Source organism: Micromonospora trifolii, assembly GCF_050516465.1.
Lineage (GTDB): Bacteria > Actinomycetota > Actinomycetes > Mycobacteriales > Micromonosporaceae > Micromonospora > Micromonospora trifolii.
On record NZ_CP191526.1, the window covers coordinates 3,581,990 to 3,598,875 of the forward strand.

The 16,886-nt window shown below is 69.4% G+C and carries 13 protein-coding genes; 6 read left to right on the forward strand and 7 right to left on the reverse strand.

The genetic code is table 11. The features are described from left to right. Window positions 1–93 precede the first annotated feature (93 nt). From ACQRWP_RS16580 to ACQRWP_RS16605, 6 genes are all read right to left on the reverse strand, one after another. Complete coding sequence (locus tag ACQRWP_RS16580; RefSeq protein ID WP_430503107.1) at window positions 94–849, reverse strand: ABC transporter ATP-binding protein; 756 nt, start codon at window positions 847–849, stop codon at window positions 94–96. Next, window positions 846–2,660, reverse strand: coding sequence for an ABC transporter permease subunit (locus ACQRWP_RS16585; RefSeq protein WP_430503108.1), 1,815 nt, complete (start codon window positions 2,658–2,660; stop codon window positions 846–848). Before ACQRWP_RS16585 ends, ACQRWP_RS16580 begins: the two co-directional genes overlap by 4 nt. Next, a complete protein-coding gene (locus ACQRWP_RS16590) occupies window positions 2,657–3,526 on the reverse strand; it encodes a branched-chain amino acid ABC transporter permease (protein ID WP_410816401.1) in 870 nt (289 codons plus the stop codon). Before ACQRWP_RS16590 ends, ACQRWP_RS16585 begins: the two co-directional genes overlap by 4 nt. Window positions 3,527–3,592: 66 nt before the next feature. After that, window positions 3,593–4,747, reverse strand: a complete 1,155-nt coding sequence (locus ACQRWP_RS16595; RefSeq protein ID WP_430503109.1) for an ABC transporter substrate-binding protein — start codon at window positions 4,745–4,747, stop codon at window positions 3,593–3,595. A gap of 106 nt (window positions 4,748–4,853) precedes the next feature. Continuing rightward, the gene (locus ACQRWP_RS16600) at window positions 4,854–6,632 is read right to left on the reverse strand and encodes a thiamine pyrophosphate-binding protein (protein ID WP_430503110.1); all 1,779 of its coding nucleotides are present in this window, start codon (window positions 6,630–6,632) and stop codon (window positions 4,854–4,856) included. Then, window positions 6,629–8,119 carry an aldehyde dehydrogenase family protein gene (locus ACQRWP_RS16605; protein WP_430503111.1) on the reverse strand — a complete coding sequence of 497 codons (1,491 nt, stop codon included), beginning with the start codon at window positions 8,117–8,119 and terminating at the stop codon, window positions 6,629–6,631. Before ACQRWP_RS16605 ends, ACQRWP_RS16600 begins: the two co-directional genes overlap by 4 nt. 154 nt (window positions 8,120–8,273) lie before the next feature. On the opposite strand from ACQRWP_RS16605, the gene ACQRWP_RS16610 reads away from it, so the two are divergent. From ACQRWP_RS16610 to ACQRWP_RS16625, 4 genes are all read left to right on the forward strand, one after another. After that, window positions 8,274–9,068 carry an IclR family transcriptional regulator gene (locus ACQRWP_RS16610; protein ID WP_430503112.1) on the forward strand — a complete coding sequence of 265 codons (795 nt, stop codon included), beginning with the start codon at window positions 8,274–8,276 and terminating at the stop codon, window positions 9,066–9,068. A gap of 56 nt (window positions 9,069–9,124) precedes the next feature. Beyond that, the gene (locus ACQRWP_RS16615; RefSeq protein ID WP_430503113.1) at window positions 9,125–10,321 is read left to right on the forward strand and encodes a CaiB/BaiF CoA transferase family protein; all 1,197 of its coding nucleotides are present in this window, start codon (window positions 9,125–9,127) and stop codon (window positions 10,319–10,321) included. After that, window positions 10,318–11,121, forward strand: coding sequence for a citryl-CoA lyase (locus tag ACQRWP_RS16620; RefSeq protein WP_430503114.1), 804 nt, complete (start codon window positions 10,318–10,320; stop codon window positions 11,119–11,121). The genes ACQRWP_RS16615 and ACQRWP_RS16620 overlap by 4 nt, the downstream gene beginning before the upstream one ends. 244 nt (window positions 11,122–11,365) lie before the next feature. After that, complete coding sequence (locus ACQRWP_RS16625) at window positions 11,366–12,346, forward strand: ThuA domain-containing protein (protein WP_430503115.1); 981 nt, start codon at window positions 11,366–11,368, stop codon at window positions 12,344–12,346. Window positions 12,347–12,397: 51 nt separating this feature from the next. On the opposite strand, the gene ACQRWP_RS16630 is transcribed toward ACQRWP_RS16625, so the two are convergent. Continuing rightward, a complete protein-coding gene (locus ACQRWP_RS16630) occupies window positions 12,398–13,048 on the reverse strand; it encodes a TetR/AcrR family transcriptional regulator (RefSeq protein WP_430503116.1) in 651 nt (216 codons plus the stop codon). 128 nt (window positions 13,049–13,176) lie between these two features. On the opposite strand from ACQRWP_RS16630, the gene ACQRWP_RS16635 reads away from it, so the two are divergent. Next, the gene (locus ACQRWP_RS16635) at window positions 13,177–14,085 is read left to right on the forward strand and encodes a shikimate dehydrogenase (protein WP_430503117.1); all 909 of its coding nucleotides are present in this window, start codon (window positions 13,177–13,179) and stop codon (window positions 14,083–14,085) included. After that, window positions 14,066–16,840: a TIM barrel protein gene (locus ACQRWP_RS16640; protein ID WP_430503118.1), complete on the forward strand. Its 2,775-nt coding sequence runs from the start codon at window positions 14,066–14,068 to the stop codon at window positions 16,838–16,840. The genes ACQRWP_RS16635 and ACQRWP_RS16640 overlap by 20 nt, the downstream gene beginning before the upstream one ends. Window positions 16,841–16,886 lie beyond the last annotated feature (46 nt).

Here is a 16,886-nt window from a genome sequence, read left to right on the forward strand (position 1 = left end):
CTGCGGTCACCTCTTCCTCGGCCGTCTCGGCGGCCGTTCGGGGAGCTCGGCATGCCAACTAAGCGATGGTGCGGTCGCGGGTGGCGGGCATCCTCAGAGCCCGAGATAGATCTTGCGGACCTGCGGGTCCTGACGGAGTGCCGCGGAGGTGCCCGTCATGGCGACGGCGCCGTTCTCCATCACGAGGCACTCGGTGGTCACCTCGAACGTCAGCTGCGCGTTCTGCTCGACGAGCAGGATGCTCAGGCCACGTTCCTTGAGTCTCTTGAGCACCACGACGATTTCGCTGACCAGCTTGGGCGACAGACCCATCGACGGTTCGTCGAGCAGCATCAGCTGCGGCGTTGACATGAGGGCCCGGCCGATCGCCAGCATCTGCTGTTGCCCGCCCGACAGCGCGCCGGCCAGCCGACCGCGCATCTCGCGGAGGATCGGGAACAGCTCGTAGACCTCGTCGAGCGTCTCCAGGGTCGGGCCGTTCCAGCGCCGGGTGTACGCGCCCAGGAGCAGGTTCTTCTCCACCGGCAGTCCGGGAAACACGTGCCGACCTTCGGGCACGTACCCGATGCCGTGGCGGACCATGTTCCGTCCGGGTACCCGGGTGAGGTCCCGGTCCCCGAACTGAATCGAGCGGACGGTCCGGGGCACAAGGCCCATCAAGGCCTTGAGGGTCGACGTCTTGCCGGCGCCGTTGGCGCCGATGATGCCGAGGGACTGCCCGGGTTGAATGGTGAACGAGACGTCCTGGGCCGCTGTCACCCCTCCGTAGCGAACGGAGAGGCCGTCGACGGAGAGGGCGCGTCCGCCACGGACGGCGGCAGCGTCGGCCTGGTCGCGGATGACGGTCATCGCTGGACCTCCGACACGGTCGGGGCGGGCATGGCCATCGACTCGCCGAGGTACGCCTCGATGACTTCGGGTGCGGCCGCGACGTGCGCGGGCGGCCCATCGGCGATGATCGCGCCGTGGGCGAAGACGGTGACGTGGTCGCACAACGACATGACCATCCCCATGTTGTGTTCGATAACGACCACCGTCACCCCGGAGTCGCGGATCGAGCGGACGATGTCGCACAGCTGCCGGACCTCGTCGCCGTTGAGGCCGGCCGCCGGTTCGTCGAGCAGGAGCAGCCGGGGCCGGGCCGCCATCGCGCGGGCGATCTCGACGCGGCGCTGAATGCCGTAGGGCAGGGCCGACGGCTGGTTGTCGGCGAAGGCCACCAGTCCAAACCGGTCGAGCAGCGAGTCGGCCTCGCGCCGCAACGCGTGGTCGCGCCGCCAGACGCCGAGCGGCAGCAGAAGGTAGCGCCAGGTGCTGCGGTCGCGGGTCGGGTCGAGGGCGACCAGCACGTTGTCCCGGACCGTCAGCGCCGAGAAGAGCCGAAGGTTCTGGAACGTCCGCGCGATCCCGGCGTGGGCCAGGGCGTACGGGCGGGCAGCGGTGACGTCGCGGCCGTCGAGGATCACCCGGCCGTCGGTCGGCCGGTAGAAGCCGCTGATCACGTTGAACAACGTGGTCTTGCCCGAGCCGTTGGGGCCGACGATCCCCCGGACCTGTCGTGCCGGCACGGTGACGCTGACGTCGGTGAGTGCCTTGACTCCTCGAAAGTGCATGCTGAGGTTGCGCACCTCCAGCATGACCGTAGCGTCGCCGGCCGCGGGTGGTGTCACGTCGTACGGACGGAATGCACCCAGTGCGCCGGCCGTCTCGCCGCCTCGACCGCGCCAGCCCAGGCGTGCCGCCACCGAGCCGAGGCGGCGCGGCAGACCAGCCAGCCCGGTGGGGGCGAAGACGACGGTCAGGACGACCACGGTGCCGTAGGCCACCTGGGCGTACGTCGGGTAGTCGATCAGCAGTTCGCGGATGAGGGCGAGCCCGATCGCGCCGACGACACAGCCGACCAGGCTCTGCCGGCCGCCGATGATGACCATCGCGAGCAGCAGGAACATGTTGGCGATGCTGAACGTCTCCGGTGCCACGTAGCCGATCAGTCCGGAATAGAGCACACCGGCGACGCCGCCGTAGACGCTGGCGAGCAGAAACGCGGTCATCCGCAGCGTCGGCACCTCGACCCCGACGGCGCCGGCCGCCAGGGAGTCGTCGCGCATGGCGCGCATGCGCCTGCCGAGCGAGGTGTGCACGACGAACAGCCCGAAGGCCAGGGTCACCGCGAACAGCACAAGCTCGAGGTAGTAGTAGAGGTACCCGTCGGACAGGTCGACCCCCGGCAGGGTCGGGCCCGGGATGCCCGGGATTCCCTCGGCACCCCCAGCCAGGTGGGAGTTGGTGACCCAGTTGGTGAAGGCCAGCGCCAACCCGAGGGTGACGATGCCGAGATAGTGCGACTGCACCCGCAGCGCGGGTGTGCCGACGACCAGTCCGACGGCCGCTGTGGCGATCACCGCGATCACGGCGGCTGTCCAGAACCCCATGCCGGCCTTGACGGTCAGTACGGCGGTCGCGTAGGCGCCGACGCCGAAGAACGCGACCTGGGCCAGGTTGATCTGACCGGCGACACCCATTGCCAGCCCGAGGCCGACCGCGAGGATCGCGTACAGCAGCATCACGTTGACCACGTGCATGGCGTAGGAGTTGAGCTGGTACGGGAGCAGCCAGGCGGCGATCCCCAGCACGGCGATGGTGGCGAGGCGGTATCTCATGCCCGGTTCACCGTCCTCTCGCCGAAGATGCCGGTCGGCCGGATCATGATGATGACGGTGAAGATCAGGAAGGTGACCAGTTCGGAGTAGCCCTGGAAATGCCCCGCCGCGAACGAGTCGATCACGCCGATGCTGATTCCGCCGAGGATCGCGCCGGGGATGCTGCCGAAGCCGCCGAGGATCGCGCCGGCGAATCCCTTGATCCCGAGCAGGCCGCCCATGGCCGGGTTGACGTACAGCAGTGGACCGACGAGTCCGCCGGCCAGTGCGGCGAGACCGGCGCCGATCATGAACGCCATCGAGTTGCTGCGTCCGACGTGAATGCCGACCGCCGTCGCGGCCTGGTGGTCCATCGCCACGGCCTGCATGGCGACGCCGCGTTTCGTGCGCTGGAGGAAGTACGCGAGCAGCACGGTGGCGATACCCGCGATGGCGAGCACCACGAGGTCGTACGTGCGGACGCGGATGCCGAAGATCTCCAGCGGCGCGGCCGGCACGGGTGACGGGACGGCCCGACCGGTCGCGCCCCAGATGATGATGGCGAGGGCCTCCAGCACGATGCCGAAGCCGATCGTGCCGATCAGCATGAGGTCGAAGTCCTTGTTCTCCAAGGGCCGCAGGACGCGTTCGATGATGACCCCGATGAGGCCGGTCACGCCGATGGCGACCACCATCGCGAGGGCGAATGGCAGGGTCAGCGACAGGTAGAAGGTGGATGCCAGGTAGGCGCCGATCATGACGACGCTGCCGTGGGCGAAGTTGACCAGTCCCATGGTGCGGTAGACGAGCGAGAAGCCCATCGCGACGAGCGCGTAGATCGCGCCGAGGCTCATCCCGCCGATGAATGTCTGTAGAAAGACTTGCATGCTTCTCCCCTGACCCGGTTCGACGGGATGGCGCGGGGCGGCTCGCGGGAAACCGCCCCGCCTGGCTCAGCCTTGGGCCGGGACCAACTTGCCGCCGGTGATGGTGCCGATCGAGGTGGCGAAGATGCCGACGCCGGTCTCGTCGAAGGCGAAGTCACCGAGCAGGCCCTTGTGCTTGACGGCGCGGATCGCGTCCGACAGGTCCTTACCGGTGGCGTTGTTGCTGTTCTTGAGCGCGGTCAACAGGATCTGCGCCCCGTCGTAGGCCTTCGCACCGTGCATCTCGGCCGCCTCGCCGTGGGCGGCGAGGTAGGCCGCGGCGAAGGTACGCGAGGCGTCGTTGACCTCGTTGCTCAGGTACGGCGTGCTGACGATCGTGCCCTCGGCGTTGGTGGCGCCGGCGGTGTCGATGAAGACCGGGGTGCCCTGGGGCGCGGCGCCCGCGAACGTCGCTCGGATACCGAGGTCGCGGGCCTGCTTCACGATGAGGCCGGACTGCACCTCTTCGGCACCGAGGAAGATCACCTGTGGGTTCCGTTGCCGGATGTTGGTGAGCGCGGCGCTGAAGTCCTTCTGGTCGGTCGTGACGACCTGGTCGGCCACCGGCTTGACGCCCCGACTGCCGAGCGCCTTGGTGAACGAGTCGTGCTCTCCCTTGCCGTACGAGCCGTTGTTGGTGATGAGCGCGAAGCTCTTGATTCCCTTGCTGTCCACGATGTGCTTCGCGAGGGACTCGTCGTAGGTCACGCTCGTCGGTCCGTTGAGGAACAGGAACGGACTCTTCACCCCGACCAGACCCGGCGATTGGCCCGAGGTGATGTTCGGGATCTCCGCTTGGCGCAGGATCGGGGCCATGGCGATCGTGACGGCGCTTTCGGCGGTGCCGAGCATCGCGACGTACCCTTCGCTGGCGATCTTGCGAGCGAGGTTGGTGCCGACGGTCGGGTCGCCCTGGCTGTCGAAGACGCCGACCTCAATCTGGCGCCCGTTGACGCCACCGTTTTTGTTCCATTCGTCGATGGCCAGTTTGGCGCCCTTGAGTTCCCAGGCGCCGAGGGAGCTGAGCTGGCCACTCTGTGCGTTGGCGATTGCGATCTTGATGGGACCGGTGTCGCCGTTGTCGCCCGATCGCTCCTCTCCGGGGGCGGAGCAGCCGGCAGCGAAGGCGAGGGAGAGTGCGAGAAGGGGGGCGGCGACGTGCCGCCGTGCGCTGCGGATCATGGGTCACCTCGGGTCGTTGTCACGGGGCGGGCAACTCGGGTGCGGTGCGGAGACGGGGCCGGGCCGAAGGGGTCGGCGGCCGGCGAGGACGTGGTGGGTTGCGCCGTCAGTCGAAGACGCCCTGGTAGATGTCCTTGATGTTCCAGTGGCCGGGCGTCGGCACGGGTTCGTTGATCATGGGTACGTCGAGCACCGCCGGCCGGCGATTGGCCAGGGCGGCGCGCAGCACGGCGCCGAACTCCTCGGCGCTGGCGACGGTGTGGCCGTCCGCGCCGCACGCCCGGCCGTAGGCCGCGAAGTCCGGGCTGTAGGGCAGGCCGTCCGGCCCGAGGAAGTCGCAGCCGTAGCTCTGCCCGAAGTTCGTCGCCTGCAGATCCGAGATCGTTCCGTGCGAGCGGTTGTTCATGACGACGAAGATCACCGGGGCGCCCTGCTCGACGGCCATCGGCACCGCGGGTAGTTGTGCGCTCATTCCGCCGTCGCCGATCAGGGCGACCACGGTGCGCTCGGGCTCGGCGATCTGCACACCCACCGCGGCCGCGGGGCCGAACCCCATCGTCGAGGCGCCGCCCGGTGTGATGAACCGTCCCTCGTCGGGCAGCTCGTAGCACTGGGCCACGCCGTTCTTGTTCCAACCCACGTCGGTGACGAGGACCGCGTCGGATGGGAGGATCGCTCGCAGGTCGGCCAGGATCCGTTCGGGCCGCAGCGGGAACTGCGCGCTGGCGCCACGTTCCCGGCTCTCGGTGAAGAGGGTCCGGCGGGTCGCGGTGATGGTCTCCCGCAACCCGGTTCGTTGCCGCGCGACTGGCTGCCGGTTGCGAACAGCCGCCTCGATGGCCGTGACCGCGTGGGTGACGTCGGCGACGGCACCGAGGGTCACCGGGAAGTTCCGGCCGATCTCGGCCGGGTCGATGTCGATCTGGATGAGCTTGCCGGGTGGAAACTGCCAGGTGTGCCTGCGGTCCCAGGAGCTGGCGTCGGTCTCGGCGAAGCGCGTCGCCAGCGCCAACACGACGTCGGCTTCCCGGGTGTGGCGGTTGGTGATCTCCAGGCCCCAGAAGCCGGGCATGCCAAGCAGCAGCGGATGACTGTCGGGCAGTGTGCCCTTGGCCATCAGCGAGTGCGCGACTGGGATGTCGAGGTGCTCGACGAGTGAGCGCAGGGCGGCGAGTCCAGGCCCGCGACGGAGGCCGCCGCCGAGGTAGACCAGCGGTCGTTCGGCGGAGACCAACAGGTCGGCGATACGCCCGGCGACATCCGCCGGCAGCCCGGGGCGCTCCTGGGCCGCGAGTGGGTGGGCGGTGGCGGTCTCCGGCTCGACCGGGCGGGAGAAGTGGTCCATGGGCACACTCAGGAGCACAGCGCCGGGGCGCCCGGAGGTCGCGGTCCAGAAGGCGCGTTCGGTGAATCGCGGCAAATCGGCCGCCCGGTGCACCTGCCAGGCCCGTTTGACGAACGGCCGGTAGATCGCGGTCTGGTCGGCGTCGGCGTGCAGGTTGACCTCTTGGTGCGGGTGCCGACCGTGGTAATACGACGGGATGTCGCCGGTGATGGCCACCAACGGAACGGAATCCATGGCGGCGGTGAGCACGCCGGTGACCGCGTTGGTCATCCCGGGGCCGACGTGCAGGAGCAGCACGCCGGGTTTGCCGGTGGCCCGGGCGTACCCGTCGGCGGCGTGCGCGGCGGCCTGCTCGTGCCGGCCGATGACGAATCGGATGCTGCTGCGCCCGATGGCGTCCAGCAGGGCGATGTTGGTGTGCCCGCAGGTCCCGAAGACGTATTCCACGCCGTAGGCTTCGAGCTGCGCCACCATGGCTTCCGCTGCGGACACCCGGCGGTCGTCGGTCATGCTGGTGTCCACACGTTGATCGAGGCTCATCGCGTGCCCTCCTGGTCGCCGAAAAGGGACATGCCGCGCAGCAGGAGTGTCTTGACCACCGTGTAGTCGTCGACCATCCAGCGCGGCGACTCACGCCCGAACCCGGAGTCCTTGACCCCGCCGAACGGCACATGGTCGAGCCGGAAGTTGGACGAGCCGTTGACGACAAGGCCACCGACCTCGAGTTCGCGCCAGGCGGTCACGATCCGGCGGACATCGTTGGTGAACAGGCCGGCCTGAAGGCCGTACCGGCTGTCGTTGCACGCGGCCACCACGTCGGCGAAGTCGTCGTAGGGCAGCACGCTGACGGCCGCCCCGAACACCTCGTCGCGGATCAGCCGCACGTCGGCCGGCGGGGACGCGACGACGGTCGGGGCCACGGTCGCGCCGTCGCGCCGTCCACCGGTGGTGATGGTCGCCCCGGCGTCGGCCGCTTCGGCGGCCCAGGCGACCACCCGCTCGGCAGCGTCGTCATCGACCATCGAGCCGACGTCGGTGGCCGGATCGAGCGGATCGCCGACGACGAGCCGTCGCACCTCGCGGGTGAAGGTTTCCAGGAACTCGTCGAAGCGTGCGCGGTGGACGTAGACGCGTTGCACGGAGATGCAGCTCTGACCCGAGTTGCTGTAGCCGGTGGCAGCGCAGATGCGGGCGGCGGCGGCGACATCGGCGTCCTCGCACACGATCGTGGCGGCGTTGCCGCCGAGTTCCAGGACCAGCCGCTTGGCGCCGGCCGCTCGGGCGACCGCCGCGCCCGTGGTGACGCTCCCGGTGAAGCTGATGACCCCGACGTGCGGCGCGGCGCAGAGCACGCCGCCGAGGTGGCCGTCGCCGTGCAGCACCTGGACGGCCTCCTCCGGCATGCCGGACTCCAGTAGGAGCGCCACCACGGCGGCGGACGCCGCCGGTGCTTGAGGTGGTGGCTTCACGATGGTGGTGTTGCCTGCCGCGAAGGCGGGGGCCAGTTTGTGGGCCAGCAGGTTGGCCGGCGCGTTGAACGGCGTGATCGCCAACGCGACGCCGACGGGTGCGCGATGGGTCAGGGCTGTCGTGCCGACACCCCGGGCCCAACCGGCGACCGGCAGCACCTCACCACCGATCCGCCGTGCCTCGGCGGCGGACACCGCGAAGGTGTCGGCCACCCGGTCGATCTCGTTACGCCCGTCCCTGATCGGCTTGCCCAGTTCCAGCGCGAGCAGCCGAGCGAGACGGTCGCGCTGCGCGGAGGCGGCGACCGCCGCCCGCTCCAGCACCTGGGCGCGAGCTGACGGAGACATCCGGGCGACGACCTTGGCGCCGCTGCGTGCGTAGGCGAGCGCGGTGTGGGCGTCATCGTCGGTCGCCTGCCGGGCGGCGCTGACGGTGCTCCTGACCCACGGACCGACCCGGGCGGCACGCGCCCCGTCCGTGATCCACTCGCCGGCGATCAGGCAACCGACCTCGGTCACATCGGGAGGCGCCACAGTCTTGATCCGGTCGTCGAGCATCGCCCCTCCTGAAAGGTGGACCGCCTGGTGGTACTGCTGGACCGCTGTGTGGACTAGGTGTAACGTACGGGCGGCGAGGGCCCCTGGCAATAGGTGATGCCAAATCTGTTACAGGGGTGTGAACCCAGACGGAGGACCCGAGACCATGGCATCCGTGGCCAACCAAGGCCCGCCCCTGCGACGCTCCACTCCCGACGCTGCGGATGCCGGCGGCGTCCGCAGCGTCCAGCGCGCGATGGAGATCATGTCCCTGCTGACCGAGCATCGCCCGTCGGTCACGATCCGGGAGATCGTGGAGCAGACCGGGCTGGCGAAGACGACAGCGATCCGGCTGGTCCAGACGTTGGAGCAGAACGGTCTGCTCTGGGCGACCAGTCACGGTTACACGGCAGGGCCCGGGCTGTGGCGCTGGGCGCATCTGGCCCACCGCAGTTGGGAGGTGCCGGCCGACACCCGCCAGCTCATGCGGGAACTCGCGGCCACGCACCGCGAGACCGTCAACCTGTACATGACGCGCGACATCTACCGGGTCTGCGTCGCCCAGGAGGAGAGTCCCCAGGCACTGCGGCACGTCGTACGCGTCGGCGACGAACTGCCGATGTGGGCCGGCGCGTCGTCCAAGATCCTGCTCCGCGACGCGCCCGAGGCCCTGCTGGGTCGCATCGCGGCGACCGCACCCGGCAGCGCGTCACACGTGGCGACCCTGCGCGAATGGATCGACGACGCCGCGCTGAAGGGCTACGCGACCAGCGCCGGCGAACGGGAGCCGGGCCTGTCGGCGGTGGCGGTGCCGATCGGCGGGCGATCAGTCCCCGTGGTGGCGGCCCTGTGCCTCAGTGGACCGACCCTGCGCTTCACACCCGAGCGGATCGAGACCTTCGTCGAGGCCCTGCGTGACGCGGCGGCCCGCCTGGCGGAGAAAGGCTTCGACCACCCACTCGCAGGCTAGTCGCCGGCTGGCGACACCCGGCTTCGGCCGCCGACACCGACCGAGGGGCACACAACATGGACGAACGACCGCTTCACGGCATCCGAGTCCTGGACCTGACGAATGTCCTGGCCGGGCCCTACTGCAGCTACCACTTGATGCTGCTCGGCGCCGAGGTCGTCAAGATCGAGAAACCCGGGCAGGGCGACCTGGCCCGCCGACTCGGGCCGGAAGCCGCGCTGAACCGCACCGCGATGGGCGCCTCGTTCCTGGCGCAGAACGCGGGTAAGAAGTCGATCGAGCTCGACCTGAAGGACCCGGCCGACAGGGCGGCCTTCGAAAGGATGGTCCTGGATGCCGACGTGCTCCTCGAGAACTTCCGGGCCGGCGTGCTCACCCGGATCGGCTACGGCTGGGACGTGTTGCACCGGATCAACCCGCGCCTGGTCTACTGCGCCATCTCGGGCTTCGGGCAGAGCGGCCCGATGAGTCAGGCGCCGGCGTACGACCAGATCATCCAGGGCCTCTCGGGGATGATGAGCATCACCGGCACACCGGAGACGGCACCACTGCGGGTCGGCTTCCCCGTCTCCGACTCGGTCGGCGGTCTCGTGGCCGCCATGGCGATCTGCGCAGCGCTGACCGGTCGATCCCGAACCGGCGAGGGGGTCTTCCTCGACGTCTCCATGTTGGAGGCATCACTGTCGGCAATGGGTTGGGCGGCGTCCAACTACCTCGTCAGCGGCGTACCACCCGAGCCGATGGGTGACCAGAACGCCACCGCCGCGCCGTCGGGCACGTTCGACGCCGCGGACGGTCCACTCAACATCGCGGCGAACCGGCAGGAGCAGTTCGAGGCTCTGTGCCGGCTCGTTCACCGCGAGGACCTCGTCACCGACGAGCGGTTCGCCGACCGGGAGGCGCGCAAGGCCAATCGGACGGCGCTCAACCGCGAAATCAACAGTGCGCTCCGGCGGCGCCCAGCTGTGGAGTGGGAAGAAATGCTCTCCGGTGCGGGCGTACCTGCCGCGCGGATCCTGACCGTCCCTCAGGCGGTCCAGCTCGAACAGCTCCACTCGCGTGGCTTCTTCACCGATCTGCCCTTCCCCGGGCAGTCACAACGGACCCTGCGGGTGAGCGGCAACGGCGTGCTCGTCAACGGAGCGCCACTGCGGCCGGAGTCGGCTCCGCCGCTGCTCGGCGAGCACAACGGGGAACTCGGTCTGGCCGAGAACGCCAGCCTGGGCGCCACCGACGGGGTGGCGGCGTCGTGAGCGAGTCGCCGACAGTACGGGACGTCGCGGACTGGTGGGCCACCGCCGTATCCCGCGTCGAGCCCGACGTCATCGAGCTGCGCGGCCGCCCGATCCAGGAGGTCATCGGCGACACGAGCTTCGTCGGGGTGATCTGGCTGCTGCTGCGGGGACAGCCGCCAACGCGAGGTCAGGAGCGGCTGTTGGAGGCCGCCCTCGTGGCCTCCGTCGACCATGGCCCGCACGCGCCGTCGATCGCGGTCGCCCGGATGGCCGCCACCTGCGGCATCGGCCTGAACAACGCCGTCGCCAGCGGGGTGAACCTTCTCGGCGACGTGCATGGCGGCGCCGGGGAACAGTGTCTGACCATGCTCGGCGAGGTGGCCGCTCGCCACGCGGTCGGCGCTTCGCTGGAGCACGCCGCCCAATCGGTCGTCGACGAGTGGCGCGCCCAGTCGAGGTACCTGCCCGGATTCGGGCACCGGTTCCACCACGTGGATCCGCGCCGCGAGCCTCTGCTGCGTCGGGTCGAGGAAGCGGTCGCCGACGGCGTGGCCGAGGGGGCCTACCTCAGCGCGGCGATCGCGGTCGAGGCGATCCTGGCGCGCGGACGCTCGCAGCCCGTTCCGATCAACGTGGATGGTTGCACGGCCGTCGTCTACGGCGAGTTGGGCTTCGCTCCCCCGCTGGCCCGTGGGCTGTTCGTGCTGAGCCGCAGCGTCGGGATCCTCGCGCACGCCTGGGAGGAGACCGGACAGGGTCGGCGCAACAAGGGCCCGATGCCGCCGACCATCACGCCGACATACCTGGGAAACGCCTGACGACCGCGTACCCGCCGCCAGCCACCCCGCGCCTCGCGCAGGGTGCACACGCCTGCCCGTCAGCACCTCTCGATGCTGCGAAAACACTTGTGCCGCAACGGGTTTCGTCTTGCTGGGTGGGTGCGCCGCCGATATATTCGGCGTACCTCTACACGGTACGAATGGACCACCTGACGGACCTCGTACCCGGCGTCGAACGCGACGCCCACCACCACCACACGCCGTCCCTGCACAAGGAGCACTCATGCCCTTACGGCGTACCACCGTCCTCAGCGCGGCTCTCGGCGCTGCCCTCACCGCCGCCGTCATGCTCCTCGGCACCTCTGTGCCCAGCGTCGCCGAGCGGGCGAGGCCCCCGCAGAAGGACGGGGGCGCGGAGAACCTCGGTCAGCCCGACTACGGCGTCTGCCGTGGCACCGACCCCGACTGCTACCACGACTGGGGCAACTTCGACCCCACGACCGACGGCTACCGCGTCCTCGTCTACAGCCGCACCGCCGGCCCCCGCCACGCCCACCTCGGCCCTGCCCTGGCCCCCGGGCTCAACCCACCACTGACTCCGCAGCACGCCGCGCAGAGCGCCCTCGTCAGGCTCGGTGCCGAGCACGACTTCGCCGTCGACTGGACCGAGGACGTCACCCAACTCTCCTCGCCGTCGCGCCTCTTCCGGTACAACGCGGTCATCTTCATGAGCACCACCCGCGACACGCTCGACGACGCCGCCCAGACCGCGCTGCGGCAGTACGTCCGCGGTGGCGGCGGCTTCGTGGGAGTCCACAACGCCTTCGGCACCGAGTACAACTGGGAGTGGTACGAGGGGCTGCTCGGCGGCGCCAACTACTACGACCATGGCCGCAACCAGCCTGGCACCGTGGTGACGACGAACCGGCGTGACGTCTCCACCACGGGCCTGCCGACGCGCTGGGACTTCGCCGACGAATGGTACAACCTGGTCCCCTTCCCCAGTCAGGTCCGCGTGCTCGCCAAGGTCGACGAGTCGACCCTGCCCGAGGGGCCGCAGGGCGGCAGCGGACATCCCGGCCACGGTGCCAACCACCCTGTCTCCTGGTGCCAGTACTACGACGGGGGCCGGTCCTGGGTCACCACATTGGGCCACGCTGTGGAGGCCTGGACGGAAGCCCAGATGACGGGCGACCGGTACTTTCTCGACCACGTCCTCGGCGGCATCGAGTCCGCCATGGGGCGCGGACCGTTCTGCCGATAGTCGGCCGGCGCCGGGACACGGTGGTGCGTCCCGGCGCCACACGGCGGTCCGTCACCGCGCGGTCAGGTACGCCAGCACGACGTCACCGAGCATCGTCCGGTAGTGCTCGCGGCGAACGGGGTCGAGCATGTCCCGCTTGAAGATCGCATCGAAGGTATGCCGGTTGGCGATCCGGAACACGCAGAACGAACTGATCACCATGTGGACGTCGACGGGGTCGACGTCGGCGCGGAACCGGCCGGCGACGCGGCCCTGTTCCAGGATGCGGGCCAGCACGTCCAGCGCGGGGTTGGCCAGCCCGGACAGGATCTTCGAGCGGGCGATGTGCCGGCCCCGATGAATGTTCTCGATGCTGACCAGCCGGATGAAGTCGGGGTTGGCCTCGTGGTGGTCAAACGTCAATGCCGCGAGTTTCCGGATCGCGTCGCTCGGATCGAGATGTTCCACGTCGAGCTGTTGCTCCAACGCCCGAATGCCCACGTACGCCCGCTCGAGAACTGTGATGTAGAGCTGTTCCTTGCCACCGAAGTAGTAGTAGATCATCCGTTTCGTCGTGCGAGTCCTCGCGGCGATCTCGTCCACACGTGCGCCCGCGAACCCCTTGTCGGCGAATTCGGACGTGGCGACCGCGAGGATCTCCGACCGTGTCCGGTCCGCGTCCCGGGCAGCAGGCACCGCCACGACCGCCGGTGTCCGTGGCATCAGTGACTCCTCCCATCGGGGTGAATTCACTGTAGCCACCGAGATCGCCGCCGCCCCTTCCGCACACACCGGTCCCCGCGTATAAGTAACTAACCGGTTCGTACATTATCGACTCGGGGGAGCATCAGGTGACACCCCACAACGGCCGCGGCTTCCTGGTCGGCCTCATCGGCGCCGGGATCGGCACGTCGCTGAGCCCCGCCCTGCACGAGCGGCAGGCCGATGCGCTCGGGTTGAGATACAGCTACCGCATCCTGGACCTCGACGTCATGGGGGTGCCGGCAACGGCCGTCGGTGAAGTGCTGGCGGCGGTCCGGCTCGCGGGCTTCGACGGCGTCAATGTCACCCATCCGGTCAAGCAGCTCATCATCGAGCATCTCGACGTCGTCTCCCCCGACGCCGCTGCCGTCGGTGCGGTCAACACGGTGCTCTTCGCCGACGGCGGTACGGTCGGCCACAACACGGACCTGCCCGGCTTCGTTCAGGCCCTCACCACGGGCATGCCAGATGTGGCACTCGATCGGGTGGTCGTGCTCGGCGCCGGCGGCGCGGGCGCCGCCGTCGCCCACGGCCTGCTGTCGCTCGGAGCGGGGACCGTGAGCGTGTTCGACATCGACGCGCGGCGTAGCGACGCGCTTGCGCGGCGCCTGACCAGACGGTTCGGCGAGCGTCGGGCCGAGACGGGACCGATCAGCAACCTGGCGAACGCGATCCGGGACGCCGACGGGCTCACCCACGCCACCCCGACCGGGATGGAGGGCCACCCCGGCCTGCCGCTCCCCGTCGAGCTGTTGCGACCCGGGCTCTGGGTCGCCGACGTCGTCTACCGACCGCTCGACACCGAGCTGATCGTGGCCGCACGCGCCCGCGGTTGCCAGGTGCTCGACGGGGGTCGGATGACGGCCTTCCAGGCTGCCGAATCCTTCCGCCTGTTCAGCGCCGTCGAGCCCGATGCCGAACGGATGCTGCGTCAGTTCTACGAACTCGTCCACCCCCCACCTGGAAGGCGGAGCACACATGTTCGTCACCAACGGTGACTCCTCGACCTGCCTGACCGACGGGGCAGGCACAGCCCCCGAGCTGACCATCGCGACCATCTGCCTCTCCGGGACTCTTGAGGACAAGCTGGCCGCCGCCGCCGCGGCGAGCTTCCACGGGGTCGAGATCTTTGAGAGCGACCTCATCGCCTCGGCGTGGTCGCCGTCGCGGATCCGGCAGGAGTGCGCCCGGCGCGGCCTCCGCATCGCCGCCTACCAACCATTCCCCGACTTCGAGGCGGTGCCACCCGACCTGTTCCGCGCCAACCTGCGTCGCGCGGAGCGCAAGTTCGACGTGCTCGAGCAACTCGGCGTCGATACCCTGCTGGTCTGCTCGTCCGAGTCGGCAGACGCGGTCGACGACGACGACCTGGCCGCCGAGCAGCTGCGCGAGCTGGCTGACCGGGCCGATCGGCGAGGTTTACGAATCGCGTACGAGGCCCAGGCCTGGGGCAGGTTCGTGAACACCTACGCGCACGCCTGGCGAATCGTCAGGCACGCCAACCATCCGGCCCTCGGTCTCTGCCTCGACAGCTTCCACGTCCTCTCCCGTGATGACGACCCGTCCGCCATCCGGGTCATCCCCGGCGAGAAGGTGTTCCACCTGCAACTCGCCGACGCGCCTCGGCGAAAGAGGGAGGTGGTCGAGTGGAGCCGGCACCGGCTGCTGCCAGGCCTGGGCTCGTTCGACCTGACCGGCTTCGTCGGCTACGCCCTGGCGACCGGCTACGCGGGACCGATGTCCCTTGAGGCGTTCAACGATGTCTACCGGCAGGCGGACCCACGCCAGGCCGCCATCGACGGCATGCGCGCGATGCTCGCCCTCCAGGAGTCCGTGACGGTCAAGGGTCCCACGCCCGTCCGGCAACGACTGCGGGCACTCGGCCTGCGACCCACCCCACGCCTGGGTGCGCACGTGTTCACCGAACTGGCCGTCGATCCGATCTCCGGCCCTCTCGTTGCGCGGGCCCTGACCGCACTCGGCTTCGCCCACTGCGGGCAACACCGGTCGAAGCCGGTGCAGCTGTGGCAACAGGGCAACGCGCGGGTTCTGCTGAACTTCGCACCACAGCGAACCGTCACCGCTGGCACGGCCGCGATCTGTGCGGTGGCCGTGGAGAGCAGCGACCCCGCCGCGTCGGCCGAACGCGCGGAGCAGATGCTGGCACCCGTACTGCCTCGCATTCGCCAGCCCCAGGAGGCCGACCTCAGCTCCGTGGCCGCACCCGACGGCACCGCCGTCTTCTTCTGCCGCACCAGCGCGGACGACAGCTGGCTCGACGACTTCATCTCCACCGGCACCACCGCCCGGGAGGACGGCCTGGTCACCGCCACCGATCACGTGTCGCTCACCGCGTCGGTCGACGACTTCGACCACGTAGCTCTCTTCTACCGTTCGGTGCTCGGGCTGCGCTTCGACGCCACGACGGAGGTCGCCGCGCCGTTCGGGCTGATTCGCAGCCGGGCTGCCGCTAGCCCGGACCAACGCTTCCGGATCACACTCAACACAGCCCCGCTGCGACGCGGCAGTTGGGCACCCGCCGTTCCGAGCCCACAACATCTCGCCTTCAGCAGCGACGACGTGATCGCCAGCGCGAAGGCGATGCGCGAACTCGGCGCCCCCGTACTGACGATTCCGCAGAACTACTACGACGACCTTGACGGCCGACTCGCTCTGAGACCGGAGCTACTCGCGGCCATGCGCGAGCACTCGATCCTCTACGACCGGGACGCACACGGCGAGTACCTGCACTTCCACACCGAGATGCTCGGCTCCCGAGTTTTCTTCGAGGTCGTGCAGCGGATCGGCGGATATGCCGGATACGGCGCCACCGACGCCGCGCCGGTACGTATGGCAGCGCATCGACAACGCCGCCTGATCGTCCTGCGAGAGACGCCCCAGCCACCGAATGTCGCGACGCATGACTACTCGCTGGCGCACCTGACCGCGTTGAGCCTGTCTCCGCCGGAGCTGGTCGAAGCTGCCTCGGAGGCCGGATACCGCTACGTCGGTCTGCGCCTGACCCGGGTCACGCCGCAGGAGCCGCACTATCCCCTTGCGACCGATCCAGCACTCATGAGGACGACGAAGGTACGCCTCGCCGCTACCGGAATCGACGTCCTGGACATCGAACTGGCACGGATCGGCCCGCACGAGGACCCTCGCGACTTCGAACGCTTCCTCGAAGCCGGCGCCGAGCTCGGCGCCCGACACGTCATCACCCAGCTGCCCGACCCCGACCGGACCCGCAAGATCGACCGGTTCGCCCAACTGTGTGAGCTGGCTCGACCACTGGGTCTGACAATTGACCTCGAGTTTCCGTCATGGACCGAGACGCCCGACCTGAGCGAGGCCACCCGGGTACTGCGAGCCGCCGGCCAGCCCAACGCCGGGATACTGATCGACCTGCTGCATTTCGCCCGATCCGGATCCAGTCTGGCCGACCTTCGTGAACTGCCCGCCGACTGGCTCCACTTCGCGCACGTCTGCGACGCCGCGGCCACCGTGCCTGCCACTGTTGACGAACTCATCCACACGGCACGCTTCGAGCGTCTCTTTCCGGGCGAGGGCGGCATCGACGTGCGCGGCATCCTCGCCGCCCTGCCGCCCGGAATTCCATACGCCCTGGAGATCCCTCGGGCGACCCTGGTAGCTCAGGTGGGTGCCAAGGAACACGCCCGCATGTCGATCTCGGCGGCACGCCGCCACCTTGACCACGCCTCAGACGTACACCGGCCCACCAGGGCGGCGTGAAGGCCGCGGCGTCCCAGGCAGAGCCCCCACCCCGACCCCGTCCTCC

Bases quoted from the DNA above. Each gene is read 5' to 3' on its own strand.
- ACQRWP_RS16580 (WP_430503107.1), bottom strand. From the start codon at position 849: ATGACCGTCATCCGCGACCAGGCCGACGCTGCCGCCGTCCGTGGCGGA.
- ACQRWP_RS16585 (WP_430503108.1), bottom strand. From the start codon at position 2,660: ATGAGATACCGCCTCGCCACCATCGCCGTGCTGGGGATCGCCGCCTGG.
- ACQRWP_RS16590 (WP_410816401.1), bottom strand. From the start codon at position 3,526: ATGCAAGTCTTTCTACAGACATTCATCGGCGGGATGAGCCTCGGCGCG.
- ACQRWP_RS16595 (WP_430503109.1), bottom strand. From the start codon at position 4,747: ATGATCCGCAGCGCACGGCGGCACGTCGCCGCCCCCCTTCTCGCACTC.
- ACQRWP_RS16600 (WP_430503110.1), bottom strand. From the start codon at position 6,632: ATGAGCCTCGATCAACGTGTGGACACCAGCATGACCGACGACCGCCGG.
- ACQRWP_RS16605 (WP_430503111.1), bottom strand. From the start codon at position 8,119: ATGCTCGACGACCGGATCAAGACTGTGGCGCCTCCCGATGTGACCGAG.
- ACQRWP_RS16615 (WP_430503113.1), top strand. From the start codon at position 9,125: ATGGACGAACGACCGCTTCACGGCATCCGAGTCCTGGACCTGACGAAT.
- ACQRWP_RS16625 (WP_430503115.1), top strand. From the start codon at position 11,366: ATGCCCTTACGGCGTACCACCGTCCTCAGCGCGGCTCTCGGCGCTGCC.
- ACQRWP_RS16630 (WP_430503116.1), bottom strand. From the start codon at position 13,048: ATGCCACGGACACCGGCGGTCGTGGCGGTGCCTGCTGCCCGGGACGCG.
- ACQRWP_RS16640 (WP_430503118.1), top strand. From the start codon at position 14,066: ATGTTCGTCACCAACGGTGACTCCTCGACCTGCCTGACCGACGGGGCA.